The organism is Streptomyces fractus (genome assembly GCF_049844455.1).
In the GTDB taxonomy this organism is placed as follows: Bacteria; Actinomycetota; Actinomycetes; order Streptomycetales; family Streptomycetaceae; genus Streptomyces; species Streptomyces fractus.
The window spans coordinates 6,754,798-6,778,913 of sequence record NZ_JBMYHI010000002.1 but is presented as its reverse complement, the minus strand read 5'-3'; the positions used below and the strand labels follow the sequence as shown (position 1 = coordinate 6,778,913).

Annotated in this window: 27 protein-coding genes; 6 read left to right on the top strand and 21 right to left on the bottom strand. The window is 72.7% G+C overall.

Annotated features, from left to right (window positions below):
* Positions 1-9 precede the first annotated feature (9 nt).
* The 8 genes from trpA to ACP4E5_RS32620 form a co-directional block, all read right to left on the bottom strand.
* Positions 10-825, bottom strand: coding sequence for a tryptophan synthase subunit alpha (gene trpA, locus ACP4E5_RS32655; RefSeq protein ID WP_425835014.1), 816 nt, complete (start codon positions 823-825; stop codon positions 10-12).
* Positions 822-2,069 carry a tryptophan synthase subunit beta gene (trpB, locus tag ACP4E5_RS32650; protein WP_425835012.1) on the bottom strand — a complete coding sequence of 416 codons (1,248 nt, stop codon included), beginning with the start codon at positions 2,067-2,069 and terminating at the stop codon, positions 822-824. Before trpB ends, trpA begins: the two co-directional genes overlap by 4 nt.
* Before the next feature lie 377 nt (positions 2,070-2,446).
* A complete protein-coding gene (gene trpM / locus ACP4E5_RS32645) occupies positions 2,447-2,593 on the bottom strand; it encodes a tryptophan biosynthesis modulator TrpM (RefSeq protein WP_425835010.1) in 147 nt (48 codons plus the stop codon).
* 10 nt (positions 2,594-2,603) lie between these two features.
* Positions 2,604-3,410, bottom strand: coding sequence for an indole-3-glycerol phosphate synthase TrpC (gene trpC / locus ACP4E5_RS32640; protein ID WP_425835008.1), 807 nt, complete (start codon positions 3,408-3,410; stop codon positions 2,604-2,606).
* A gap of 125 nt (positions 3,411-3,535) precedes the next feature.
* A complete protein-coding gene (locus ACP4E5_RS32635) occupies positions 3,536-3,985 on the bottom strand; it encodes a DUF2752 domain-containing protein (RefSeq protein WP_425835006.1) in 450 nt (149 codons plus the stop codon).
* 94 nt (positions 3,986-4,079) lie between these two features.
* Entirely contained in the window at positions 4,080-4,331 is a 252-nt protein-coding gene (locus ACP4E5_RS32630) for an HGxxPAAW family protein (protein WP_425835004.1), read from the bottom strand.
* A 106-nt stretch (positions 4,332-4,437) separates the two neighbouring features.
* Complete coding sequence (locus tag ACP4E5_RS32625; RefSeq protein WP_425835002.1) at positions 4,438-5,094, bottom strand: TIGR02234 family membrane protein; 657 nt, start codon at positions 5,092-5,094, stop codon at positions 4,438-4,440.
* A gap of 71 nt (positions 5,095-5,165) precedes the next feature.
* Positions 5,166-6,638 (bottom strand): anthranilate synthase component I, encoded by a 1,473-nt coding sequence (locus tag ACP4E5_RS32620; protein ID WP_425835000.1) that lies wholly within the window; start codon positions 6,636-6,638, stop codon positions 5,166-5,168.
* A 78-nt stretch (positions 6,639-6,716) separates the two neighbouring features.
* Between ACP4E5_RS32620 and ACP4E5_RS32615 the strand changes: the two genes are divergently transcribed.
* Positions 6,717-7,211: a hypothetical protein gene (locus ACP4E5_RS32615; RefSeq protein WP_425834998.1), complete on the top strand. Its 495-nt coding sequence runs from the start codon at positions 6,717-6,719 to the stop codon at positions 7,209-7,211.
* Here the strand turns inward: ACP4E5_RS32615 and hisI are convergent.
* Positions 7,192-7,569 (bottom strand): phosphoribosyl-AMP cyclohydrolase, encoded by a 378-nt coding sequence (gene hisI, locus ACP4E5_RS32610; protein WP_425834996.1) that lies wholly within the window; start codon positions 7,567-7,569, stop codon positions 7,192-7,194. The genes ACP4E5_RS32615 and hisI overlap by 20 nt on opposite strands.
* Positions 7,570-7,640: 71 nt before the next feature.
* Here hisI and ACP4E5_RS32605 point away from each other — a divergent pair, with 71 nt between their 5' ends.
* Positions 7,641-8,276 (top strand): TIGR03085 family metal-binding protein, encoded by a 636-nt coding sequence (locus ACP4E5_RS32605; RefSeq protein ID WP_425834994.1) that lies wholly within the window; start codon positions 7,641-7,643, stop codon positions 8,274-8,276.
* Here ACP4E5_RS32605 and ACP4E5_RS32600 read toward each other — a convergent pair.
* The 11 genes from ACP4E5_RS32600 to hisD all read right to left on the bottom strand — a co-directional run bounded on the left by ACP4E5_RS32600 (position 8,248) and on the right by hisD (position 19,007).
* Complete coding sequence (locus tag ACP4E5_RS32600; RefSeq protein WP_425834992.1) at positions 8,248-9,507, bottom strand: RsbRD N-terminal domain-containing protein; 1,260 nt, start codon at positions 9,505-9,507, stop codon at positions 8,248-8,250. The two genes, ACP4E5_RS32605 and ACP4E5_RS32600, sit on opposite strands and share 29 nt — an antisense overlap.
* Positions 9,508-9,979: 472 nt before the next feature.
* Positions 9,980-11,935 (bottom strand): LuxR C-terminal-related transcriptional regulator, encoded by a 1,956-nt coding sequence (locus tag ACP4E5_RS32595; protein WP_425834990.1) that lies wholly within the window; start codon positions 11,933-11,935, stop codon positions 9,980-9,982.
* 281 nt (positions 11,936-12,216) lie between these two features.
* Positions 12,217-13,149 (bottom strand): bis(hydroxyethyl) terephthalate hydrolase, encoded by a 933-nt coding sequence (bdeA, locus tag ACP4E5_RS32590; RefSeq protein ID WP_425834988.1) that lies wholly within the window; start codon positions 13,147-13,149, stop codon positions 12,217-12,219.
* A gap of 126 nt (positions 13,150-13,275) precedes the next feature.
* The gene (hisF, locus tag ACP4E5_RS32585) at positions 13,276-14,031 is read right to left on the bottom strand and encodes an imidazole glycerol phosphate synthase subunit HisF (RefSeq protein ID WP_425834986.1); all 756 of its coding nucleotides are present in this window, start codon (positions 14,029-14,031) and stop codon (positions 13,276-13,278) included.
* Complete coding sequence (locus ACP4E5_RS32580; RefSeq protein ID WP_425834984.1) at positions 14,028-14,429, bottom strand: RidA family protein; 402 nt, start codon at positions 14,427-14,429, stop codon at positions 14,028-14,030. Before ACP4E5_RS32580 ends, hisF begins: the two co-directional genes overlap by 4 nt.
* Positions 14,426-15,163, bottom strand: coding sequence for a bifunctional 1-(5-phosphoribosyl)-5-((5-phosphoribosylamino)methylideneamino)imidazole-4-carboxamide isomerase/phosphoribosylanthranilate isomerase PriA (gene priA, locus ACP4E5_RS32575; RefSeq protein ID WP_425834982.1), 738 nt, complete (start codon positions 15,161-15,163; stop codon positions 14,426-14,428). Before priA ends, ACP4E5_RS32580 begins: the two co-directional genes overlap by 4 nt.
* Positions 15,164-15,171: 8 nt before the next feature.
* Positions 15,172-15,819, bottom strand: a complete 648-nt coding sequence (gene hisH, locus ACP4E5_RS32570) for an imidazole glycerol phosphate synthase subunit HisH (RefSeq protein WP_425834980.1) — start codon at positions 15,817-15,819, stop codon at positions 15,172-15,174.
* Positions 15,819-15,983 carry a hypothetical protein gene (locus ACP4E5_RS32565; RefSeq protein ID WP_425834978.1) on the bottom strand — a complete coding sequence of 55 codons (165 nt, stop codon included), beginning with the start codon at positions 15,981-15,983 and terminating at the stop codon, positions 15,819-15,821. Before ACP4E5_RS32565 ends, hisH begins: the two co-directional genes overlap by 1 nt.
* Complete coding sequence (gene hisB, locus ACP4E5_RS32560; RefSeq protein ID WP_403849747.1) at positions 15,980-16,579, bottom strand: imidazoleglycerol-phosphate dehydratase HisB; 600 nt, start codon at positions 16,577-16,579, stop codon at positions 15,980-15,982. Before hisB ends, ACP4E5_RS32565 begins: the two co-directional genes overlap by 4 nt.
* Positions 16,576-17,676 (bottom strand): histidinol-phosphate transaminase, encoded by a 1,101-nt coding sequence (locus ACP4E5_RS32555; RefSeq protein WP_425834975.1) that lies wholly within the window; start codon positions 17,674-17,676, stop codon positions 16,576-16,578. Before ACP4E5_RS32555 ends, hisB begins: the two co-directional genes overlap by 4 nt.
* The gene (gene hisD / locus ACP4E5_RS32550; RefSeq protein ID WP_425834973.1) at positions 17,673-19,007 is read right to left on the bottom strand and encodes a histidinol dehydrogenase; all 1,335 of its coding nucleotides are present in this window, start codon (positions 19,005-19,007) and stop codon (positions 17,673-17,675) included. Before hisD ends, ACP4E5_RS32555 begins: the two co-directional genes overlap by 4 nt.
* 154 nt (positions 19,008-19,161) lie before the next feature.
* On the opposite strand from hisD, the gene ACP4E5_RS32545 reads away from it, so the two are divergent.
* From ACP4E5_RS32545 to ybaK, 4 genes are all read left to right on the top strand, one after another.
* Positions 19,162-20,745, top strand: a complete 1,584-nt coding sequence (locus ACP4E5_RS32545; RefSeq protein WP_425834971.1) for an oxidoreductase — start codon at positions 19,162-19,164, stop codon at positions 20,743-20,745.
* Positions 20,746-20,990: 245 nt separating this feature from the next.
* Entirely contained in the window at positions 20,991-21,977 is a 987-nt protein-coding gene (locus ACP4E5_RS32540) for a hypothetical protein (RefSeq protein ID WP_425841810.1), read from the top strand.
* Positions 21,974-22,759 (top strand): LON peptidase substrate-binding domain-containing protein, encoded by a 786-nt coding sequence (locus ACP4E5_RS32535; RefSeq protein WP_425834969.1) that lies wholly within the window; start codon positions 21,974-21,976, stop codon positions 22,757-22,759. The genes ACP4E5_RS32540 and ACP4E5_RS32535 overlap by 4 nt, the downstream gene beginning before the upstream one ends.
* 24 nt (positions 22,760-22,783) lie before the next feature.
* The gene (ybaK, locus tag ACP4E5_RS32530) at positions 22,784-23,284 is read left to right on the top strand and encodes a Cys-tRNA(Pro) deacylase (protein WP_425834967.1); all 501 of its coding nucleotides are present in this window, start codon (positions 22,784-22,786) and stop codon (positions 23,282-23,284) included.
* Between the two features lie 144 nt (positions 23,285-23,428).
* Here the strand turns inward: ybaK and ACP4E5_RS32525 are convergent, their stop codons facing one another.
* Positions 23,429-24,115: a FadR/GntR family transcriptional regulator gene (locus ACP4E5_RS32525; protein ID WP_425834965.1), complete on the bottom strand. Its 687-nt coding sequence runs from the start codon at positions 24,113-24,115 to the stop codon at positions 23,429-23,431.
* Position 24,116: the final 1 nt, after the last annotated feature.

Genomic DNA, 24,116 nt, shown 5'->3' with positions numbered 1-24,116 from the left:
AAACACGCCCTAGGCCTTGGCCCTTACGCCCGCGGCGAGTTCACCGGCGAGGGCGCGCACCGCCTCGAGCCCGGCCTTCTCGTCGGGGGCGTCGAGCATCCGCTTCACGAACGCCGAGCCGACGATGACGCCGTCCGCGAAGCCCGCGACCTCCTTGGCCTGCGTGGCGTTGGAGACGCCGAGGCCCACGCAGACCGGAAGGTCGGTCGTGGCCTTGGTGCGCTCGACGAGTTCCTTGGCCTGGTTGCCGACGGACTCGCGGGTGCCGGTGACACCCATCAGGGACGCCGCGTACACGAAGCCCGAACCGGCCGCCGTGATGGTGGCCAGGCGCTCGTCCTTGCTGCTGGGCGCGACGACGAAGACGGTCGCGAGACCGTGCTTGTCCGCGTGCTCCCGCCATACCGCCGACTCCTGCACCGGCAGGTCCGGCAGGATGCAGCCCGCGCCGCCCGCCTCGGCGAGCTCGGCGGTGAACCGCTCGATGCCGTAGCGGTCGATGGGGTTCCAGTACGTCATGACGAGGACCGGCTTGCCGGTGGCCTCGTGCGCCTCGCGGACGGTGCGCATGACGTCCTTGATCTTGAGGCCGCCGCGCAGCGCGATGTCGTCGGCGGTCTGGATGACCGGTCCGTCGAGCACCGGGTCGGAGTGCGGCAGGCCCACCTCGACCACGTCGGCGCCGCCGTCGAAGGCGGCCTTGACCGCTTCGATGCCGCCGTCGACGGTCGGGAAACCGGCGGGCAGGTAGGCGATGAGGGCGGAGCGGCCCTCGGCCTTCGCGCCGGCGAGGGTGTCGTTCAGCAGCTCGATGTTTCCGCTCACTTGGCGGCCTCCTCGTCGGAACCGTCGTACAGGCCGAAGTAGCGGGCGGCCGTGTCCATGTCCTTGTCGCCGCGCCCGGACAGGTTGATGATGATCAGCCCGTCCTTGCCCAGCTCCTTGCCGACGTCGAGCGCGCCCGCGAGCGCGTGCGCCGACTCGATGGCCGGGATGATGCCCTCGGTCTGCGAGAGCAGCCGCAGGGCCTGCATCGCGGCGTCGTCGGTGACGGCGCGGTACTCGCCGCGGCCGCTGTCCTTCAAGTACGCGTGCTCGGGGCCGATGCCCGGGTAGTCGAGGCCCGCGGAGATCGAGTACGGCTCGGTGATCTGGCCCTCGTCGTCCTGGAGGACATAACTCCTGGACCCATGGAGGATTCCGGGTTCGCCCGCACTGAGCGTGGCCGCGTGCTCGCCGGTCTCGATGCCGTGCCCGGCCGGCTCGCAGCCGATCAGGCGGACGTCGGCGTCCGGGATGAACGCGTGGAACAGGCCGATGGCATTGGAGCCGCCGCCGACGCAGGCGATCGCGGCGTCGGGCAGCCGTCCGACGCGCTCCAGGATCTGGCGGCGGGCCTCGACGCCGATGACCCGGTGGAAGTCGCGGACCATCGCGGGGAACGGGTGCGGGCCCGCGACCGTGCCGAACAGGTAGTGCGTGTTGTCGACGTTGGCGACCCAGTCGCGGAACGCCTCGTTGATGGCGTCCTTCAGGGTGCGGGAGCCGGACTTCACGGCCTCGACCTCGGCGCCCAGCATGCGCATCCGGGCCACGTTCAGGGCCTGGCGCTCGGTGTCGATCTCGCCCATGTAGATCTTGCACTCGAGGCCGAGCAGCGCGCAGGCGGTGGCGGTCGCGACGCCGTGCTGGCCCGCGCCGGTCTCGGCGATGACGCGGGTCTTGCCCATGCGCTTGGTGAGCAGGGCCTGGCCGAGCACGTTGTTGATCTTGTGCGAGCCGGTGTGGTTCAGGTCCTCGCGCTTGAGGAAGACGCGGGCGCCACCGGCGTGCTCGGCGAACCGGGGCACCTCGGTGAGGGCGGAGGGGCGGCCGGTGTAGTTGACCAGGAGGTCGTCGAGCTCGGCGGCGAAGGCCGGGTCGTTCTTGGCCTTGTCGTACTCGACGGCGACCTCGTCCACGGCGGCGACGAGGGCCTCCGGGATGAACTTGCCGCCGAACGCGCCGAAGTAGCCCTCGGCGCTGGGGATGTGACCCTCGGGGTCAGGAATGAAGTACTCGCTGGGCATGCGTAACCCTCACGGTGAGTTGGGTGGTGACTGGTCGCCGTGGGGGCGTGGGTGACTGCGCAGCACGCGCCCGCGCCCCTTGCTGGGGCCCAAGGTACGTACTCGATCGCGGACGCCGCCGGTTGCTCACTCGCGCCCGCGCGGCGGTGGCCGTCCGGTGGTCGGCGGTGGCCGCCCGCTTGTCAGGTGTGGCACCCGCGCCCCTAGGTCCTGTCTTCAAACTCCCGTCGTCGCCCGAAGGGCGGCCGCGCGGCGACTGGTGCGTGCGATCGCAAGGCGCCGGAAGGTCCTAGTAGCGGAGCTACTCGGGCCGTTCGGCAACGCCGCGAGCGTGCGTGCCAGTCGCCGCGCGGCAGACGGGAGTTTGAAGACAGGACCTACAGGGCGCCTCGCCATCGCATGCCGTTGATCTGGCCCGGCTCCGCGCCGATGTGGTACCTGACCCGCCTGCCGCGCACACGGCGCGCCGGAGCCCGGCAGCCGCGGGGGCGGCAACCGGGAGCGAGGCGGGAGGCAATGGCCATGGCGGTGAGTCTACCGTCCGTGCCGCAGGGCGGGGTGGGCGCCGGCGGCGACGAGGTCGGCGACGGCGGACTTCGGGTCGCGGCCGGTCACCAGGGACTCGCCGACGAGGACGGCGTCCGCCCCCGCGTTGGCGTACGCGATCAGGTCGTGCGGGCCGCGCACGCCGGACTCGGCCACCTTGACGATGTGGTCCGGGATGTCCGGGGCGACGCGCTCGAAGGTGCCGCGGTCGACCGAAAGGTCCTTGAGGTTGCGGGTGTTGATGCCGATGATCTTGGCCCCGGCCTCGATCGCGCGCTCCACCTCGTCCTCGTCGTGCGCCTCGACGAGCGGCGTGAGGCCGATGGACTCGGCGCGCTCGATGAGGGACTCCAGGGCGGGCTGCTCCAGGGCCGCGACGATCAGCAGCGCGAGGTCGGCGCCGTACGCCCGGGCCTCCCACAGCTGGTACGACGTGACGATGAAGTCCTTGCGCAGGATCGGGATGTCGACCTTGGCGCGGACGGCCTCGAGGTCGGCGAGCGAGCCGCCGAAGCGGCGCTGCTCGGTGAGGACGGAGATGACGGCCGCGCCGCCCGCCTCGTAATCGGCGGCGAGGGCGGCCGGGTCGGCGATCGCGGCGAGCGCGCCCTTGGAGGGGCTGGACCGCTTGACCTCGCAGATCACCTTGACGCCGTCGCCCTTGAGCGCGGCCACTCCGTCCTTGGCCGGGCGAGCCTTCGCCGCGCGCTCCTTGAGCTCGTCGAGGCTGACGCGCGCCTGCCGCTCCGCAAGGTCGGCACGGACTCCGTCGATGATCTCGTCGAGCACACTCACGCGAGCGGACTCCTTTCCGGGCATCCCCTGGGTGGCCATCTGGTCTTTGTGAATGATATCCGCCGGAGGGCGAAGGTCCCGCATCCGGTTGACGCTGGTCCCACTACCTGGACAAACGCAGTTGATCAAGGGCTTAGGAAGCCACCGAACGGCAGGTTCCGGACAACCGTGAACGCGAGCACGACCCCGCCGAGGGTCCACAGCTGTACGCGGCCGAGCGCGAAGCTCACGGCCCGGCCGCGGGCCGCCCGCACCGCCCACACCGTCCAGACGACGGCGAACAGGGCGTACCCGACGACGGCGAGGGCGTTGTCCCCGAGCGCGCCGGCGAGATCCCCGTGCGCGACCGCGTGGGCGCTGCGCAGCCCGCCGCAGCCGGGGCAGTAGGCGCCCGTGAGCTGGAGGAACGGGCAGCCCGGGTAGTGGCCGGGCTCATTGGGGTCGACGGCGCCCACATAGGCGAAGGCGAGGGCGACACCCCCGAGCACGCCGAGCGGTACGCCGAGCCGGCGAAGGGCGCCGAAGCGGGCGGGGGCGGTGTCGGTCGTCTCCACGGTCACCCGTGAATTCTGCATCCGCGGGCCCGGTCCCGCTCCCCGGAAAACACGAAAGGAGTGGGGCGGCCGGTCGGTCGGCCGCTCCACTCCTTTCGTGGGTCCTTACGAGGGCTCAGGCCTCCGAGCCGGCGGTCTGCGCGGTCCCGGTGGACGGGAGCCGCAGCTCGGCACGCTTCGGCTTGCCCATGCCCATGGCGCTCATCGCGCCGCCGACGATCGCGGCGATCGCGAGCAGGGCGATGCCGGCCCAGAAACCGGCGATGCTGCCCATCACCATGAAGGCGCCCGCGACACAGAAACCGATGAAGGCGATGATGACACCGGTCCAGGCGGCCGGGGTGTGTCCGTGGCTGCTGTCCGCCATGGCTTGCTCCTCGTTGCTTATGGCCTATGCGTACGCATGACGTACGACGTTCCTATCTATTGTCCCGCACCCGCGAACAAGCTCGGAACGCGGGGTGCGGGCCGCGCTATGCGCCAGTCGGGTCCTCGCCGCGGTCGAGGGCCTTCCAGAGTTCCTCGGGGCGGTCCGGGTCGACGGGCTTGGCGCGGCGGGTCCGCGGGGCGCCGGAGCGCTCGTAGCGGCCGCCCATCGACGGCCAGGCCGCGCCGTACACCACGGCGAGGATCCCGGCGATCAGGATGAGTGCGCCGCCGGCCGCCGAGACGTACGGCCATGCGGTGGTGCTGAGGGCGTGGATGGTGGCGGAGGCGTCACCGGCGGCCTGCGCCGCCTTCTCGTCGAGCGCGGCGCTGTCGCCCGCGCCGAGCACGGCGGCGGCGACGGCGCCCGCGCCGCTGAGCGCGAGCAGCAGGGCGACCAGGACGCGGCCGACCTTGCGGACCGCGAACACGGCGACGAGCGCGGCGAGGCCCACTATGGCGAGGGCCGCGGGGACGCCCGTGACGTCGCTGCCCTTGGCGGTCAGCGGCAGCTTGCCGCCCGCGACGGCGGCGAAGCCCGAACTCCACTCCTGCCGGGAGGCGAGCAGGGCGATCGCGGCTCCCGCGGCCCCGCAGAGCAGGGCGACGGCGAGGCTTCGCCGGCCGCTCGACGAGGAAGCGGCCGGTTCGTCCGACTCGGCGGCATCGTTACGGGGGTGCGGTACAGCAGTCACGTACTCCACTATCGCCTGTCTGTACGGGTTTACGTGCGCCGGGGCCCGGAGTCGTGCGTCACGTCACAGGGCGTTCCGCCTCACATCCGGTTCGCGGTGTGCACGGCGCGCAGCACCGCCGCCGCCTTGTTGCGGCACTCGGTGTCCTCGGCGACCGGGTCGGAATCGGCCACGACACCCGCGCCCGCCTGCACGTACGCGGTTCCCTCACGCAGCAGCGCCGTACGGATGGCGATGGCGGTGTCGGAGTCCCCGGCGAAGTCGAGGTAGCCGACGCAGCCGCCGTAGACGCCGCGGCGCGAAGGCTCCAGCTCGTCGATGATCTGCAGCGCGCGCGGCTTGGGGGCGCCGGAGAGGGTGCCGGCCGGGAAGCAGGAGGTCAGCACGTCGAAGGCGGTGTGGCCCTCGGCGACGGTGCCCGTCACGGTCGAGACGATGTGCATGACGTGCGAGTACTTCTCGATGGACATGAAGTCGACGACCTCGACGGAGCCGGGCTCGCAGACCCGCCCCAGGTCGTTGCGCCCGAGGTCGACGAGCATCAGGTGCTCGGCCCGCTCCTTGGGGTCGCCGAGCAGCTCCTCGGCGAGGTCGTGGTCCTCCTGCGGGCTCGCTCCGCGCGGCCGGGTCCCGGCGATGGGGTGCACCATGGCGCGCCCGTCCTCGACCTTGACGAGGGCCTCCGGCGAGGAGCCGACGACGTCGAACCCGTCGAAGCGGAACAGGTACATGTACGGCGACGGGTTCGTGGCCCGCAGCACCCGGTAGACGTCCAACGCGCTTGCGGTGCAAGGGGTTTCGAAGCGCTGGGACGGGACGACCTGGAAGGCCTCGCCCGCCCGGATGCGCTCCTTGATGTCCTCGACGGCGTCCTGGTACTGCTTGCCGCCCCACAGGGCAGCGAACTCGGGCAGCTCGGACGGCGGCAGCGCGGTGGGGGCCGTCTCGACCGGCTTGGCGAGGTCGGCCTCCATCGCGTCGAGGCGGGCGACGGCGTCGGCGTAGGACTCGTCGACACCGGTGTCGAGGTCGTTGTGGTTGATCGCGTTGGCGATCAGCAGCACCGAACCGTCCCAGTGGTCGAGCACGGCGAGGTCGCTGGTGAGCAGCATCGTCAGCTCGGGCAGCTTGAGGTCGTCCCGCTCGCCGGGTCCGACCTTCTCCAGCCGGCGCACGATGTCGTACCCCAGATAACCGACCATGCCGCCGGTGAACGGGGGCAGCCCCTCGTAGCGCGGGGTGTGCAGCGTCTGGACGGTGGCGCGCAGCGCGGCCAGCGGGTCGCCGTCGACCGGGACACCGACCGGCGGCGTGCCCAGCCAGTGCGCCTGCCCGTCGCGCTCGGTCAGGGTGCCCGCGGAGTGCACGCCGACGAACGAATAGCGGGACCATGAGCGGCCGTTCTCCGCGGACTCCAGGAGGAACGTGCCGGGCCGCTCGGCGGCGAGCTTGCGGTACAGGCCGACGGGCGTGTCACCGTCCGCGAGGAGCTTGCGGCTGACGGGGATCACTCGGCGGTCGGTCGCGAGCTTGCGGAAGGTCTCGAGGTCCATGGAACGAGCCTACTTCCGTCGGGGGGACGCCCCGCGCGCCTGGTCGAGTGGTGGACGGCGCCCCGCTAGAAGGGAGCGGTGACGAAGACCAAGAGCCACCGAAACCCCCGCACGGTGAGGGCCCTGTCCGGGATCGCCCTCGCCGCCGTCGCCATGACCGCGCTGACCGGCGCCGCGCCCGCCCCCGACGCATGGGCCGCGCCCGCTCCCGGCGATGTCGAGGCGCGGGCCGAGGCCGCGGGCCTGGAGATGCTCGACACCGAGAAGCTGACCATGCACATCCACCCCCACCTCACCGTGTACGCGGGCGGCCGTCAGGTGACCGTCCCCGCCGACATCGGCATCGACCGCACCGGCGAGAAGCCCCGCTTCAGCCCACTGCACACGCACGACACCAGCGGGACCCTGCACGTGGAGTCGGCCCAGTGGCAGGACTTCACGCTCGGACAGTTCCTCACGGAGTGGGGCGTGCGCCCCCTGTGCCTGGCCGAGGTCGACGGCAACACGGTGGCCGGGGACCCGGCGAGCATCGTCCTCCGGGACCGTCAGGAGATCACGCTGCGCTGCCGCTGACGGGCAGCTCGTCGCGGTCGAAGCAGGTGCGGGCGCCGGTGTGGCAGGCGGCGCCCACCTGGTCGACCTTGACGAGGACGGTGTCCGCGTCGCAGTCGAGGGCGACCGACTTCACGTGCTGGAAGTGGCCCGAGGTGTCGCCCTTGACCCAGTACTCCTGGCGGCTGCGCGACCAGTACGTGCAGCGTCCCGTGGTCAGGGTGCGGTGCAGCGCCTCGTCGTCCATCCAGCCGAGCATGAGCACCTCGCCGGTGTCGTACTGCTGGGCGATGGCGGGCACCAGGCCGTCGGCGCTCCGCTTGAGGCGGGCGGCGACGGCCGGGTCGAGGCTGCTGCTGGGTACGGGCGCACTGGTCATACGGACCATTGTGCCGCGCCGAGTCGAACGTCCACTGTCCGGTGCGGCGCGGCCGGTCGTAGGCTGGCCGTATGTCGACCCATGCCAAGCGTGAACGACTTCTGCTCGCCGACCTGTTGGAGGCGTCCGGGCCGGACGCCCCCACGCTCTGTGAGGGCTGGAACACCCGGGACCTCGCGGCGCACGTCGTGGTGCGCGAGCGCCGCCCGGACGCCGCGGGCGGCCTCCTCGTCAAACAGCTCGCGTCGCGCCTGGAGCGGGTGCAGGCCGAGTTCGCGGAGAAGCCGTACGAGGAGCTGATCCAGCTGATCCGCACCGGGCCGCCGCGCTTCTCGCCCTTTTCCGTCAAGCAGATCGACGAGGCGTCGAACGCGATCGAGTTCTACGTCCACACCGAGGACGTGCGCCGCGCGCAGCCCGACTGGACACCGCGCGAGCTCGACCCGGTCTTCGCCGACGTCCTGTGGTCGCGCCTGGAGCGGATGGCGCGGGTGATGGGCCGCAAGGCGCCCGTCGGCCTGGTGCTGCGCCGTCCCGACGGCCAGACGGCGGTGGCCCACCGCGGCGCCCCCGTGGTCACGGTCACGGGCGCGCCCGCGGAGCTGGTGATGTTCGCGTTCGGCCGGCAGGAGGCGGCGGACGTGGAGCTGGACGGCGAGAAGTCCGCGGTCGAGCGGCTCACGGAGACGAAGGCGCTGGGGCTCTGACCGCCTGCGCGGCCAGGCGGTGCGCGGTGAGGGCGAGCCCGAGTTCGACGAGGTCGGCGGGGCGGGTGAGGCTGCGCCCGGTGAGCTGTTCGCAGCGGCGCAGCCGGTTCAGGACCGTGTTGCGGTGGCAGTAGAGGCGGGCGGCGGCGCGCTGCGCGGAGCCGTCGCAGTCCAGCCAGGCCGTCAGCGTGTCGAGCAGCAGGGTCCGGTCGGCCGGGGGCAGGGCGAGCAGCGGGCCGAGGACGCGGTCGGCGAGGATCCGGCCGAGCGCGGGCGCGGCGGCGACGAGGGCGGCGGGCAGGTGTTCGTCCAGGAGTACGGTGCCGCCGCCCGCGGGGCAGATGCGCAGCGCGGTCTCGGCGAGCCGCCGGGCGCCGCCCACGGCGGCGAGCCCTTCGACGGCGGGGCTGACGCCGACACGCAGACCGGACTCACGACGACAGAACTCCCGTAGCGATGCGGCGAGTTGACCGGCATCCAGTTCTCGTTCTCCGAGGTCGACGATGGCGCGTTCGGCGTCGGCGGCGGTGTGCCACACGGCCCGTACGCCGGCGGGCAGGGCCGTACGGGGTGCGACCCGGCCGCCGCCGTCGGCCATCAGCACCGCGTAGCGGCCGCGTTCGGGCAGGTCGAGTGCGGCGGCCGCGTCGGGCAGGTCAGCGATGCGGATGGCGCCGTCGAGGAGGGCGGCGGCCATCAGACGGCGCCGGTTCTCGCGCCGCCAGGTGAGTTCGCGCTCGGCGCGCCGGTAGGACTCGGCGACGTGGGCGCAGTGCTCGTCGACGAAGTTCCGTACGTCGACGGCGAGATGGACCAGCAGGTGGGCGTCCTCGGGGTGCCGCAGGGTCACCTCGTCGACGAGCGCCTGCCAGACGAGGGCGCCGCCGAGCCTGAAGGCGTGGGAGACGGCGTCGAGCGGGAACCCGCGGGCGGCGCGTTGGGCGCCGATCCGGGCGGAGCAGGCGCGGGCGGCGTCCCGGTTGCGGGTGGGATCGAGCAGCGAGGCGACGCTGTGCCGCAGCGAGCGCCGGATCTCCGCGCGTACGTCGCCGGGGTCGGTGTCGAGGGCGGCCCGGTAGGCGGGCTCCTGCTCGTACAGCTCCGCCGCCAGCCTCTCGGTGAGCGCGGGGAGTTGCCCGAGCAGCGGCCTCGCGGCACGCCGCAGCACGGCGACGGGGGCCGCTTTGGCGGGGGCGGTGTGGGGGCGGGGACGTACGAGGTGCGCGGGCATAGCGGTCCTCCACGGCTCGACGTGCGAGTCCGCAGAATGACATACCGTCTGGTCGGTCTCCAGCCCCCTGAATGAACGCGCAGGTCAGAACGCCCCCACCCCCGGGGCTCCGCCCCGGACCCCGCTCCTCAATCGCCGGAGGGGCTTGAATTGCGGGGGCGTGGCTTGAGGGGGGCGGACGCGGCCTGAGGAGTAGGGACGCGGCTCGAGGAACGCGGGCGCGGCTTGAGGGGCGCGGGCGCGGCCTGAGGGGCGCGGGCGCGGCCTGAGGGGCGCGAGCGCGGCCTGAGGAGCGCGGGCGCGGCTTGAGGGGCGGGGCGCGGCTTGAGGAGCGCGGGTGCGGAAGGGGTTCGGTCCCCGCCCGTCTCCCGCCGCCCGCCCCCTCCGGGGGCTACGGTTCCGCGTTGCCTTGGGCGGCAGGGTGGGGAAGGCGGCGCGTGTCCATGGCGACGGGCCACGGCCTCGGCGCTGGTCAGAGGTGGCTCGGGTCCGTGCGGTCGACCAGGCGGGTCAGTTCGACGCGGGAGCGGATGCCGAGTTGGGCGAAGACGTTGCGGAGGTGGTGGTCCACCGTGCGGGGGCTGACCGAGAGGCGGCGGGCGACCTCGCGGTTGGTGTCGCCCTTCGCGACGCAGCGGGCGATGCGTAGCTGTTGAGGCGTCAACTCGGCCAGCCGCCCCGGGGGTTCGGCGACGTCCGACGACTCGCCCGTGGCGCGCAGCTCCGCCGCCACCTGCTCCGCCCACACCGTGGCCCCGCACCGCTCGAAGGCAACCAGGGCGTCACGCAGCAACGTACGGGCCCGCGCCGGACGGCGGATGCGGCGCAGCCACTTGCCGTAGAGGGCGAGGGTGCGGGCCCGCTCGAAGTCGCCGCCCGCCCGCTCGTGCCTGGCCAGGGACTCCGTGAAGCGGGACTCGGCCGTGGCCGGCGCGCCCCACGCCAACAGGGCCTGACAACGGGCCAGTTGGGCCGGGGCCACGGGGTCGTGGCCCCGGTCCACCCACACCGTGAACTCGCCGACCGCGGCCCCAGCGCCGCCCGGCTCCCCCGCGAGGACGGCGGCCTCGACCAGGCACGGCACGGCGAGCATCCGCACCCCGAAGTGGCCGCGCCGGGGCCCGGGGCCGACGAGCGGGCCCAGCCGCGCGAGGGCCCGGGCCGCGTCCCCGCGGGCCAGATCGGCGCGGGCGAGGGCCCATTGGGCGAGCGTCGCGGCCTGCACGAGCCCGTGCCGGTCGGCGACGTGCTGCGCGGCGGCGGCATGCCGGGCGACGGTGTCGACGTCGCGGTCGAGCGAGGCGACGAGGGCCAGGACGGCGTGCTGGTGCGCGAGCACGTTGCGCTGCCCCGCGGCGATCGCGGCCCGCACCCCCTCCTCGGCATGGGCGCGAGCGCGGACGTGCCGCCCGGAGCGCAGCTCACCGTAGGCGAGCAGCTCCAGGGCGCGCGGCAGTTCGGCGCCCGCGTCCCGGTCCAGCGCGGCCGCGAGCGCACGGCTGCCGAGGCGGCAGGCCGCGTCGACGTCCCCGGCGACGAGGGCGGCGGCCCCGGCGCGCAGCAGCGCCCCCGGTTCCCGCTCACCCGCGGACCGCGCCACGACCCGCCGCAACGCGACCCGCCCCACCCCGGCACGCTCGCCCAGGGATGCGGCCATGCCGACCCGGTAGTCGAGCGCGGAATCCCCCGGCCGCGCACGACCGCCGAGCTCGACCGCCTCCCGGTACCCGGCCCTGTCCCCCAGCGCCCAGGACGCCTCCGCCGCGCCGAGACGCGCTTCGAGGGCCGCCGGTTCAACGCAGAGGCGGGCCGCCAGCAGGAGGGACTCGCGGGCGTCGGCCACCGGCCCGTCGCGCAGCGCCAGCAGGCCGCGGACCAGCGCGGCGCGGCCCCGTACGGCATCCGGCCCCGCCAAGTCGCCCAGCTGCGCGAGGAGTTCACGCGCGCGGTGCGGGCGGCCCGCGAGGCGCGCGTGGTCCGCCGCCGCGACCAGCCGCTCGGCGCGGACGGCCGGGGCATCGGCGAGGCGGGCCGCGTGGGCGAGCGCCGTGCAGCGTTCTCCGTGGGGCGCGCCCTCCGCCGCGGCCAGTTCCGCGCCGAGCTCCGGGTCCGGGTAGGCCGCGCCGAGGGATCGGTGCAGCAGCCCCGCGGACCGCTGCCGCTCCCCCGCCGCCGCGGCGGCGAGCAAGCGGTGCGCCGCCCTGCGCCGCTCCGGGTCCACGGCCTCGTACAGCCTGCGCCGTCCCGGCAGCCGCAGCCGGCCGTCGGGACCGCGCCGCAGCCCCGCCCGCTCGGCCGCGTCCAGATCACCGGCGCCGAGCCCGGCCGCCGCGGCGGCCCGCAGCACGAGCCCCGCGTCGACACCGGGCCCCTCGGGATCGGCCTCGTACGCGGCAGCGGCAAGCAACAGGACCATTCTTCCGCTCACTTGCCGCACGCTAGGGCCCTCCTGACGGATCCTGCTGGAGTCGCGGGCCCCGGCACGCCCAGGGGGACCCCCTCGGCGTCGTCGTCGGTTGCCGACGCTCCGCGCCGTCGCCCGCCTCCAGCCTGATCCGCCAGAAGGACCCTAGTGGCGAACCGGCCCACGCACAGCGCCGGTTGGGCGAGGACCCAACCGGCGCGTTCGTACCCTGTTCCAGCGCACAGGACGTCAGTACCTCACGACGTCACGACCACACGACGTCACGACATGACGCTGCGTCAATGTCACGAGGTGTGCGGGCAGTTGCCCCGGTACTCCGCGATCGTGAGGCTCGAACTCGGCAGCGGGCAGAGGAACTGCTCGTACCGGGTGTCGTTGTCGATGAAGCGCTTGAGCCACGAGATGCTGTACTTCGCGATCGTGGTGTTGGACGTGTTCGGCGTGAAGTGCGTGGCCCCGCGCAGCTCCACGTACGCCTTGTCCAGCGATCCGGGCAGGCTCTGGTAGAAGGGCTCGGAGTGCGAGGGGACGGGCGCGATGGTGTCGCCGTCGGCGCCCACGACGAGCGTCGGGGTCTTGATCTCGGGCCAGGTCTTGTCGAGGTTCCACCCGGTGAGGGGGATCGCCGCCTGGAGCGAGGGCCTGCTCTTGGCGGCCTCCAGCGTGCCGCCGCCGCCCATGGAGTGGCCCATGACGCCGAGCCGGCTCGTGTCGATGCGGCCGCGCACCGAGCTCTGCTGGGTCAAGTAGTCGAGGGCGGACAGGAGTTGGCGGCCCCGGCTGTCCGGCTGGTCGAGCGTGGTGTTGGTGTCGATGGTGAAGACGACGAAGCCCTGCGAGGCGAGGCGCGGGCCCAGCCAGGCGATGGACGACTGGTACGCCGTGTACCCCGGCGAGATCGCGACCGCGCCGAACGTGCCGTCGGCCGTCGACGTCGGATAGTAGATGGTGCCGCCGCCGAAGCCGCTCACGCCCAGCGAGGAGACGGTGGTCTGCGAGACGGCGTACGAGCCGCGTGAGGCCTCGATGCTGGAAACGGTCGGGGCGGGGCCGCGCTCGTAGGGGTTCTCGGCCGCCTGCGCGGTCAGGGCCTGCTGGGTGGCGAGTCCGCCGAGGGCCAGCAGGGTGGCAAGTCCCGTACGGATCAGGCGGGTTCGGAACTTACTCGCGGCTCGCCGGGCGTGCACGGGGGGCGCCGCACTTCTGTGCTGCTGCACGATGACGCGTTCCTCTCGGGAGGGCGGCGCCCGTCCCGGGGCGCCACCGTGGTCACTGACAGCGACCACGGTGGCGTCGGTTCCGCCTCACCCGCATCGGCGAAATCACCGGTCTCGCGGGAAGGTTCAGCGGACGGGGTGCCCCGCCCCGCGCAGCGTGTCCTTGACCTCACCGATGCGGAGGTCGCCGAAGTGGAAGACGGAGGCGGCGAGCACGGCGTCCGCGCCCGCGGCGACGGCCGGTGCGAAGTGCTCCAGCTTTCCGGCGCCGCCCGACGCGATCACCGGCACCGACACGTGCTTTCGGACGGCCTCGATCATCTCGATGTCGTAGCCGTCCTTGGTGCCGTCGGCGTCCATCGAGTTGAGCAGGATCTCGCCCGCGCCCAACTCCGCGGCCCGGTGCGCCCATTCGACGGCGTCGATGCCGGCCGACTTGCGCCCGCCGTGCGTCGTCACCTCGAAGGAGCCCGTCTCGGTGCGGCGCGCGTCCACGGACAGGACGAGGACCTGGCTGCCGAAGCGCTCGGCGATCTCCCGGATCAGCTCCGGGCGGGCGATGGCGGCGGTGTTGACCCCCACCTTGTCCGCGCCGGCCCGCAGCAGCTTGTCCACGTCCTCCGCGGTGCGCACGCCGCCGCCGACCGTGAGCGGGATGAAGACCTGCTCGGCGGTGCGGCGCACCACGTCGTACGTGGTCTCGCGGTTGCCGGAGGACGCGGTGATGTCCAGGAAGGTCAACTCGTCCGCGCCTTCGGCGTCGTAGACCTTCGCCATCTCGACGGGGTCGCCCGCGTCGCGCAGGTTCTGGAAGTTGACGCCCTTGACGACGCGGCCGTTGTCCACGTCGAGGCAGGGGATGACTCGGACGGCGAGCGTCACGGGGTGGCTCCTCGGAAGGCTTCGAGTTCGACTTCGACCAGGATGCGCGGGTCGACGAAGCCCGTGACGACCACCAGGGTCGTCGCGGGACGCACCTGTGCGAATACGTCGTTGTGGGCGCGGCCGACCTCGTCGGCGTCCCGCGCGTGGGTCAGATACATCCGGGTGCGGATCACGGACTCGGGGCCGAGCCCGAACTCCGCGATCGCGTCGAGGGCGTTCGCGAAGGCGACGGTCGCCTGCTCGTACGGGTCGCCCTCCCCGTACAGCACCTCCTGGCGGAACGAGGTCGTGCCGCCCACGACGACCCGGTCGCCGGCGGCGACGGCGCGCGCGAACCCGAAGGACTCCTCCCAGGGACTCCCGGACTGCACGCGCCGCACGTCGTCGTCGCTCATCGGGACACGGCCTCCAGGGCCTCTTCCAGCGTGAACGCCTTGGCGTACAGCGCCTTGCCGACGATGGAGCCCTCGACGCCGAGCGGAACCAGCTCGGAGATGGCTCGCAGGTCGTCGAGGGACGAGACGCCTCCGGAGGCGACGACCGGGCGGTCGGTCGCCGCGCAGACGTTGCGCAGCAGCTCCAGGTTCGGGCCCTGGAGCGTGCCGTCCTTGGCGATGTCCGTGACGACGTACCGGGAGCAGCCCTCGGAGTCGAGGCGCTCCAGGGTCTCGTACAGGTCGCCGCCGTCGCGGGTCCAGCCGCGGCCGCGCAGCGTCGTGCCGCGGACGTCCAGGCCGACCGCGATCTTGTCGCCGTGCTCGGCGATGATCTTGGCGACCCACTCGGGGTCCTCCAGGGCGGCCGTGCCGATGTTGACGCGGGTGGCGCCGGTGGCGAGGGCGGCGGCGAGCGAGTCGTCGTCGCGGATGCCGCCGGACAGCTCCACCTTGATGTCCATGGCCTTCGCGACCTCGGAGATCAGCGCGCGGTTGTCGCCGGTGCCGAACGCGGCGTCCAGGTCGACCAGGTGCAGCCACTCGGCGCCGGAACGCTGCCAGGCGAGGGCCGCCTCCAGCGGGGAGCCGTAGGAGGTCTCGGAGCCGGACTCGCCGTGCACGAGGCGGACGGCCTGCCCGTCGCGGACGTCGACTGCGGGGAGCAGTTCGAGCTTGTTCTTCGCGGGATTCACGGATGCGGTCACAGTACGGAGATCCAGTTCTTCAGCAGCTGCGCTCCGGCGTCGCCGGACTTCTCGGGGTGGAACTGCGTCGCCCACAGCGCGCCGTTCTCGACGGCGGCCACGAACGGGCCGCCGTGCGTGGACCAGGTGACCTTGGGCGCACGCATGGAGGGGTTGTGGATTTCGAGCTCCCAGTTCTGCACGGCGTACGAGTGCACGAAGTAGAAGCGCTCGTCGGTGTCGACGCCCGCGAACAGCTGGGAGCCCTCCGGGGCGTCCACGGTGTTCCAGCCCATGTGGGGGACGACATCGGCCTTGAGCGGCTCGACGACGCCGGGCCACTCGTCGAGGCCCTCCGCCTCCACGCCGTGCTCGATGCCGCGCGCGAACAGGATCTGCATGCCGACGCAGATGCCCATCACAGGGCGACCGCCGGCGAGGCGGCGGCCGACGAGCCAGTCGCCGCGCGCCTCCTTCAGCCCGTTCATGCAGGCGGCGAACGCGCCGACGCCGGGCACGAGCAGCCCGTCGGCGTTCATCGCCTTGTCGAAGTCGCGGGTGATCTCGACGTCGGCGCCCGCGCGGGCGAGGGCGCGCTCGGCGGAGCGCACGTTCCCGAAGCCGTAGTCGAAGACGACGACGCTCTTGGTCTTCTCGGCCGACATCAGTAGAGCCACTCCATCCGCAGGATTCCGGCGACGAGACACATCGCGGAACCGATCCCCATCAGCACCACGACGCTCTTGGGCAGTTTCTGCTTCCAGAAGGACCAGGCGCCGCCGGCGAGGAAGAGGCCGACGAAGATCAGGACCGCGGACAGGCCACTCACAGCGCGCCCTTCGTGGAGGGAAGGATCCCGGCGGCGGCCGCGCGCGGGTCTATCTCGCTCGCGTAGCGCAGGGCGCGCGCGAGGGCCTTGAACTGGCACTCCACGATGTGGTGCGCGTTGCGCCCGTACGGGACGTGGACGTGCAGCGCGATCTGGGCCTGCGCGACGAAGGACTCCAGGATGTGCCGGGTCATCGTCGTGTCGTACTCGCCGATCATCGGCGCCAGCTTCTCGGGCTCGGTGTGCACGAGGTACGGGCGGCCGCTGAGGTCCACCGTCACCTGGGCGAGCGACTCGTCCAGCGGGACCGTGCAGTTGCCGAAGCGGTAGATGCCGACCTTGTCGCCGAGCGCCTGCTTGAAGGCGGCGCCGAGGGCGAGGGCGGTGTCCTCGATGGTGTGGTGCGAGTCGATGTGCAGGTCGCCCTCGGTCTTCACCGTGAGGTCGAACAGGCCGTGCTTGCCGAGCTGGTCGAGCATGTGGTCGTAGAAGCCGACCCCGGTCGCGACATCGACCTTGCCGGTGCCGTCGAGGTCGATCTCGACAAGGACCGAGGTCTCCTTGGTCGTACGTTCAACACGTCCTACGCGGCTCATGCGCCGAACTCCTTTTTCACTTCGCGGGCCGCGTCCAGGAACGCGTCGTTCTCTTCGGGGGTGCCGACGGTCACCCGCAGGCGTCCCGGGACTCCGTTGTCACGGATCAGGACGCCGCGGTCGAGGATGAACTGCCAGACGGCATGCGGGTCTTCGAAGACGCCGAACTGGATGAAGTTGGCGTCGGCGACGGTGACGTCGAAGCCGAACCCCTCCAACTCGGTGACCACACGGTCGCGTTCGGCCTTCAGCTGTTCCACGTACTGGAGCAGCGTGTCGGTGTATTCCAGGGCGGCGAGCGCCGTCGCCTGGTTCACGGCCGACAAGTGGTAGGGCAGGCGCACCAGTTGGACGGCGTCGACCACGGCCGGGTCGGCGGCGAGGTAGCCGAGCCGCAGCCCGGCCGCGCCGAAGGCCTTGGACATCGTCCGCGAGACGACGAGGTTCGGCCGGCCCTCGAGCAGCGAGAGCAGCGAGGTGCCGTGGCTGAACTCGGTGTACGCCTCGTCGACGATCACCATCGCGTCCCGGCCCGCGGCCTCGTACAGCGCGAGGACGTCCTCGGCCGCGACCGCGTTGCCCGTCGGGTTGTTGGGGCTGGTGATGAAGACGACGTGCGGCTTGTGCGTCCGGATCGCCTCGACGGCGGCCGGCACGTCGAGGGAGTAGTCCTCGCGGCGCGGGGCGCTCACCCAGCCGGTGTTGGTGCCGCGGGCGAGCAGCGGGTGCATCGAGTACGAGGGCTCGAAGCCGAGCGCCAGGCGGCCGGGGCCGCCGAAGGCCTGGAGGAGCTGCTGGAGCACCTCGTTCGACCCGTTGGCCGCCCACACCTGCTCGTAACCGACCTCGTAGCCGGTCGTACGGGTCAGGTACCTGGCGAGTTCCGTGCGCAGCTCGACCGCGTCCCGGTCCGGGTAGCGGTTGAGCCCGCGGGCCGCGTCGGCGACGCGCTCGGCGATCCGTCGCACCAGGGGCTCGGGCAGCGGGTACGGGTTCTCGTTCGTGTTCAGCCGGACGGCGACGTCCAACTGCGGTGCGCCGTAAGGGGACTTGCCGCGCAGTTCCTCGCGTACGGGAAGGTCGTCGATCTTGGTCACTTGTTCTTCGGCTCCTTCGGGACCTGCCACTCGAACCGCGCCCTGATCGCCGCGCCGTGCGCCGGCAGGTCCTCCGCGTCGGCGAGCGTCACCACGGTGGCCGCAACCTCGGCGAGGGCGTCCTTCGTGTAGTCGACGATGTGGATGCCGCGCAGGAAGGACTGGACGGACAGGCCGGACGAGTGGCAGGCGCAACCGCCCGTCGGCAGCACGTGGTTGGACCCGGCGGCGTAGTCACCGAGGGAGACGGGCGCCCACGGGCCGACGAAGATCGCGCCCGCGTTCCGCACCCGCTGGGCCACGGCGGAGGCGTCGGCGGTCTGGATCTCCAGGTGCTCGGCCCCGTACGCGTCGACGACCTTGAGGCCGTCGTCGATCGAGTCGACGAGGACGATCGCGGACTGCCGGCCCTTGAGGGCGGGCACGATCCGGTCCTCGACGTGCTTGGTGGCGGCGACCTGCGGCTCCAGCTCCTTCTCCACGGCGGCGGCGAGTTCCTCGCTGTCCGTGACGAGGACGGCGGCGGCCAGCGGGTCGTGCTCGGCCTGACTGATCAGGTCGGAGGCGACGTGCACCGGGTCGGCGGCTGCGTCGGCGAGGACCGCGATCTCGGTCGGGCCCGCCTCGGCGTCGATGCCGATGCGGCCCGTGAAGTAGCGCTTGGCGGCGGCCACCCAGATGTTGCCCGGGCCGGTCACCATGTTCGCCGGGGCGCAGGACTCGGTGCCGTACGCGTACATGGCGACGGCCTGGGCGCCGCCGACCGCGTACACCTCGTCGACGCCGAGCAGCGCGCACGCGGCGAGGATCGTCGGGTGCGGCAGGCCGCCGAACTCCTTCTGCGGCGGCGAGGCCAGCGCGACCGACTCGACGCCCGCCTCCTGCGCCGGTACCGCGTTCATGATCACGGACGACGGGTACACGGACCGGCCACCGGGCGCGTACAGGCCGACGCGCTCGACCGGCACCCACTTCTCGGTGACGGAGCCGCCGGGCACGACCTGCGTCGTGTGGCTGCCGCGACGCTGCTCGCGGTGGACGATGCGGGCCCGGCGGATGGACTCCTCCAGGGCGGCGCGCACGGCGGGGTCGAGATCGGCGAGCGCCTTCTGGAGTGCCTCGGCGGGAACCCGCACGGACTCCAGCCGCACACCGTCGAATTTCTCCCCGTACTCGATCAGCGCCGCGTCGCCGCGATGATGCACGTCCTCGCAGATCGGGCGCACCTTCTCCAGGGCGGCCGCGACATCGAAGTCGGCACGGGGCAGCAGCGAGCGCAGGGCCTGACCCTCGGGGAGGGCGGCGCCGCGCAGATCGATTCGAGAGATCACAGAACAATTCTCTCAGACGCGGGTTTACGCTCGGCGCCCCGTATCAATGGCTGATATCCCGGCAGGCGACCTGACCACCGGCGTTCAGACGGTCACACAGCGGGCATGAACGGTTGTACGAACCAGCGGGCCGCACGGGGGAGGCAGAGCAGTCGTGGTCGAGGGGACGACCGGCACCGGCAACGGGGACGTGCCGGACGGGCTGACCGCCACCGAGGTCGGGATGTGGCAGGCGTTCCGCAACGGGAGCGTCTACGACCTGCGCACCGGGGACAGCGCGCTGGACGATCCGCACGGCGGCCACCCCTGGGGCCCGGAGCGCAGCGTGCGGGCGCGCATCGTGGCGTGGCTGCTGCTCGACGGCCCGCCGGCGCTGGACGGCCGGGTCTCCTCGCTCAAGCTCCAGGGCGTGCAGATCACCGACGCGTTCGACCTCGCGGGCGGCAACGTCGTCCCGTACGTGGAGATGAAGGGCTGCCGCTTCGAGAAGGAAGTGCTCCTCCCGGAGGCGCACTTCACGACGGTGCGCCTCATCGCCTGCTCGGTGCCCCGCCTCGAGGGCGCCCGGGTCCACACGGAGGGCGATCTGCACCTCGCCCGCTGCCGCTTCCACAAGGGGATCCGGCTCACGGACGCGCACATCGGCACGGACCTGCTGCTCAACCAGGCCGTCGTGTTCGGCGACCGGCGCGGGAAGTCGATCATGGCGGACGGGCTCACGGTCGGCCAGGACCTCCAGGCCGAGCTGCTGGAGACGCACGGCGAGCTGAGCCTGCGCAGCGCGACGGTGGGCGTCTCGCTCTCGCTGCGGGGCAGCCGGCTGCGGGCCACGCCGGGGCGCCGCGCCCTGAACGCTCCGCAGATGTCGGTCGAGCGGACCCTGTACCTCGGCCCTGCCGCGCTCGGCGGCCCGTTCCAGAACGGCGGCGGGACGCCCGCGCGCGGCACCCGTGTGCAGCGCTTCGAGTGCGTGGGCGGGGTGCGGCTCGACGACGGCCGGTTCGGCGACGCGGTCGACCTGGACTCGGCGCGCTTCACGATGGAGAACGAGCAGGAGGTCTCCATGCGCCGCATCCAGACCCCGGAACTGCGCTTCCTCTGCGAAAAGCCGGAGCGCGGGCGGATCGTGCTGTCCGGCGCGCGGGCGACCAACCTGGTCGACAGATCGACCAGCTGGCCGGGCCCTGGCCAGCTCCGCCTCGTCGGATTCCAGTACGAGAACCTCATCCCGTCCGGCTCCTTCCCCCTCGCCCGCCGCCTCGACTGGCTCGCCGCGGCGACACCCGAGTACAGCCCGGAGCCGTACGAGTGCCTGGCGACGGTGCTGCGGAGCGGCGGCGAGGACTCCGACGCGCGCGAGGTGCTGCTCGCCAAGCAGCGCAGACGCCGCGAGACGCTGCCGGTCGCGGCGAAGGTCTGGGGCTACATCCAGGACTGGACGGTGGCGTACGGGTACCGGCCGGGCCGGGCCGCGCTCTGGATGGCGATCGTCTGGGCGCTCAGCGCGGCCGTCTTCTCCCAGGCCCCGCACCCCCGCATCAAGCCCGGCGAGGGCCCCGTCTGGGACCCGGCCCTCTTCACCCTCGACCTCCTCCTCCCCGTCATCGACCTCGGCCAGGCCGGCAGCTGGCAGCTCCACGGCCCCTGGCAGTGGGCCTCGGCGATCCTGGTCCTCCTGGGCTGGATCCTGGCGACAACAGTGGCAGCAGGCGCCACCCGCCTGCTCCGCAGAAGCTAGGTGCTGCCGCCCCCGCCTTGGGCAATCTGCCGCCTTGGGCGGCAGGGTGGGCAAGGCGGCCCCCGGTGCGGCGCACCGTTCACGGCGGCCCTGGCCACGTCGCGGCAAAAAGTACCCCGGCCCGTGCAACCTTTCGGCCCCTTCGACCGTCATCCCACCGCAACAACCAACCCGCACCCACGTCCCCGCGCGCAGAAGAAGGAGGCCCCGTGCCATTCCTGCGCGCCCTCATACGCACCACCCGCATGCTCCGCCACACCACCGCCCTGGGCATCGGCCTCCCCCCGGACGAGGAACTCCTCCTCGACGCCCCGGACGACCGCCTCGCCCCCGCCCTCGTCGCCGCGGGCCTCGGCGACCACGGCCCCGCCGCGAAGGCCCTCGCCCAGACCCGCGAGGCCGCCGAGTGGGAGAACCGGGACCGCGCCGTGCAGCGCCTCGCCGCGTTCGCCGCCGCCCGCCCCGAGTGGTTCGAGGTCTGGCAGGAGGCCTCGCCGCACGACCCCGACCTGCTCCTGGTCAAGGCCGAACTCGCCGTCACCCGCGCCTTCGCCGCGCCCGCCCACGCCGAGCTGCTGCGCGAGGTCACCCCGCTGATCCTGGCCGCGGCCGAGTCCGACCCCCGCGACCCGGTCCCCTGGCGCATCGCCCTGGACCACGCCCGCGGCACCAACGCCCCGCACACAGAGTTCGAGCAGCTGTGGGAGCGGGCGGTGCGCCGCTCCCCGCACCACTACGGCTGCCACGTCGCGGCGCTGCGCTATCTGTCGGCCGCCTGGTACGGCTCGCACCGCGAGTGCTTCGACTTCGCGGAGCGCGCCGCGCAGGACGCCCTGCCGGGCTCGCTGCTCAAGGCGCTCCCGGCCCGCGCGGCCCTCGCGTATCTGACCTCGGGCGCCCCGCAGACGGGCATCCCCCGCGCCCGCCTGGACGCCGCCGCCGACCTCGCCGTGGACCTCTCCCGCGGTTACGAACCCGCGGACCCGTGGCCCGCCGAGGTGCGCAACCTGCTGACCTGCGTACTGGTCGGACTCGAACGCTGGGAGGACGCCCTGGAGCAGCTGCGGCTCATCGGCCCGTACGCGACGTCGTTCCCCTGGGACCGGCTCACGGACGACCCGCTGGGCCATTTCATGGAGCTGCGCGGGCAGGTCCGGCTCGAAGTCGCGGCGACGATGCCGCTGCGCGGCGGACCGCCCCGGTCCGATGACCATTACGCTTGGCCGACGTGACCACCGTCCGACTTCCGCTGTTCCCGCTCAACTCGGTGCTGTTCCCGGGACTCGTGCTCCCGCTGAACGTGTTCGAGGAGCGCTATCGCGCCATGATGCGCGATCTCTTGAAGGCGTCGCCCGACGATCCGTCGGAGCCCGACACCGAACCGTCCACCTCGGACGAGCCCCGCCAGTTCGTGGTCGTCGCGATCCGCGACGGCCACGAGGTCGCGCCCAGCGCGTCCGGCATGCCGGACGAGGTGACGACGAAGGAGGCGGGCGCGGGCCCGGCCGCGGGCTTCGGAGACGACCCCATCGCGTCCTTCCACGCCGTCGGCTGCATCGCGGACGCCGCGACGATCAGGGAGCGCGCGGACGGCAGCTTCGAGGTGCTCGCCACGGGCACCCGCCGGGTGAAGCTGCACTCGGTCGACGCCTCGGGCCCGTATCTGACGGCCGAGGTGGAGGAGCTGCCCGAGGAGGACGGCGAGGAGGCGGGCGCCCTCGCGGAGGGGGTGCTACGCGCGTTCCGCTCGTACCAGAAGCGCCTCGCGGGCGCCCGTGAGCGCTCGCTGACGACGGGCGCGGAGCTGCCGGACGAGCCGTCGGTGGTGTCGTACCTGGTCGCGGCCGCCGCGGTCCTCGACGTACCGACGAAGCAGCACCTGCTCCAGGCCGCCGACGTGGCGTCCCGGCTGCGCGAGGAGCTGACGCTGCTGCGCGCGGAGACGGCGATCATCCGCCATCTGCCGTCACTGCCGGCCACCGAACTCACCCGGCAGTCCACCAGCCTCAACTGACCCGAGAATCAAGGGATTCGCACGTTGGCGAAGAAGAGCAAGAAGCAGCAGCCCGGAGGCACGCCCGCGACCGTCGCCCTCACCACCGCGGGCACCCCCTTCACGGTCCACTCCTACGAGCACGATCCCGCGCACGCCTCGTACGGCGAGGAGGCAGCCCAGGCCATGGGTGTGTCCCCGGACCGGGTGTTCAAGACGCTCGTCGCGGACGTGGACGGCGCGCTCGTCGTCGGCGTCGTGCCGGTGGCGGGCCAGCTCGACCTGAAGGCGCTCGCGGCGGCCGTCGGCGGCAAGCGCGCCACGATGGCCGATCCGGCGCTCGCGGAGCGCACGACCGGGTACGTGCGCGGCGGCATCTCGCCGCTCGGGCAACGCAAGAAGCTGCGTACGGTGCTCGACTCCTCCGCCCAGAAGCACGCCACGGTCTGCGTCTCGGCGGGGCGCCGCGGCCTCGAGGTCGAGCTGGCGCCGGGGGACCTCGCGGCGCTCACGGACGCGGTCCTCGCCCCCGTCGGACGTGCGTGACCCCTCGACGTACCCCGCCGCTTCGACTAAGTACCCAGGACATGTCGAAGAAGACGCGCAAGCGCAAGTGGCGGATCAAGAAGGGCAAGTCCAACCACGGGCACCGGCCCGCCTGAGGCCCCCTCTGAAGCAGGACCCTGAAGCTCAGCGCGCGCTCAGCCGGCCGCGGATGTCGTCGAAGTGCGAATGCACCGCGGCCTCCGCGGCCTCCGCGTCCCCGGTCCGCACCGCGTCCACGATCCGGCCGTGCATCCTGGCCAGCTCCTCGCCGTCGGCCGCCTGCCCGATGTCCTGCGCCCGCGACTGGTGGAAGGCGCTCCAGAACGCGTCGAGCAACTCGCTGAGCAGCCGGTTCGCCAGCGGCCCGTACAGCGCGAGGTGGAACTCCCGGTCGGTCGCGGCGTCGATGGCCCCGCCCCCGGCGACCTCCTCGTGCATCCGTCGCACCAGCCCGTCGAGCACGCCGAGTTCCGCCTCTCCGAGCCGCCCGACGAGGCTGCTCATCAGGCCCGCCTCCAACGCCTCCCGCATCTGCAGCAGTTCGAGCAGGCTGTCCTCGCCCCTGCGGTGCCCCACGACGGTGCGGAACGCGAGCCCGTCGATCAGCGGTTCGAGCGACATCGACCCGACGTACGTCCCGAACCCGCGCCGGATCTCGACGATGTGCTTGGCCTGAAGCGACTTCAGGGCCTCGCGCAGCGAGTTGCGGCTGACCGCGAACCGCTCCATCAGCTCGGTCTCGGTCGGCAGCGGATCGCCGGGCCCGAGGCCGCCCTCGACGATGAATTCCTTGATCTTCTGCTGCGCGTCGTCCGCGACCAGCGCTCGCATT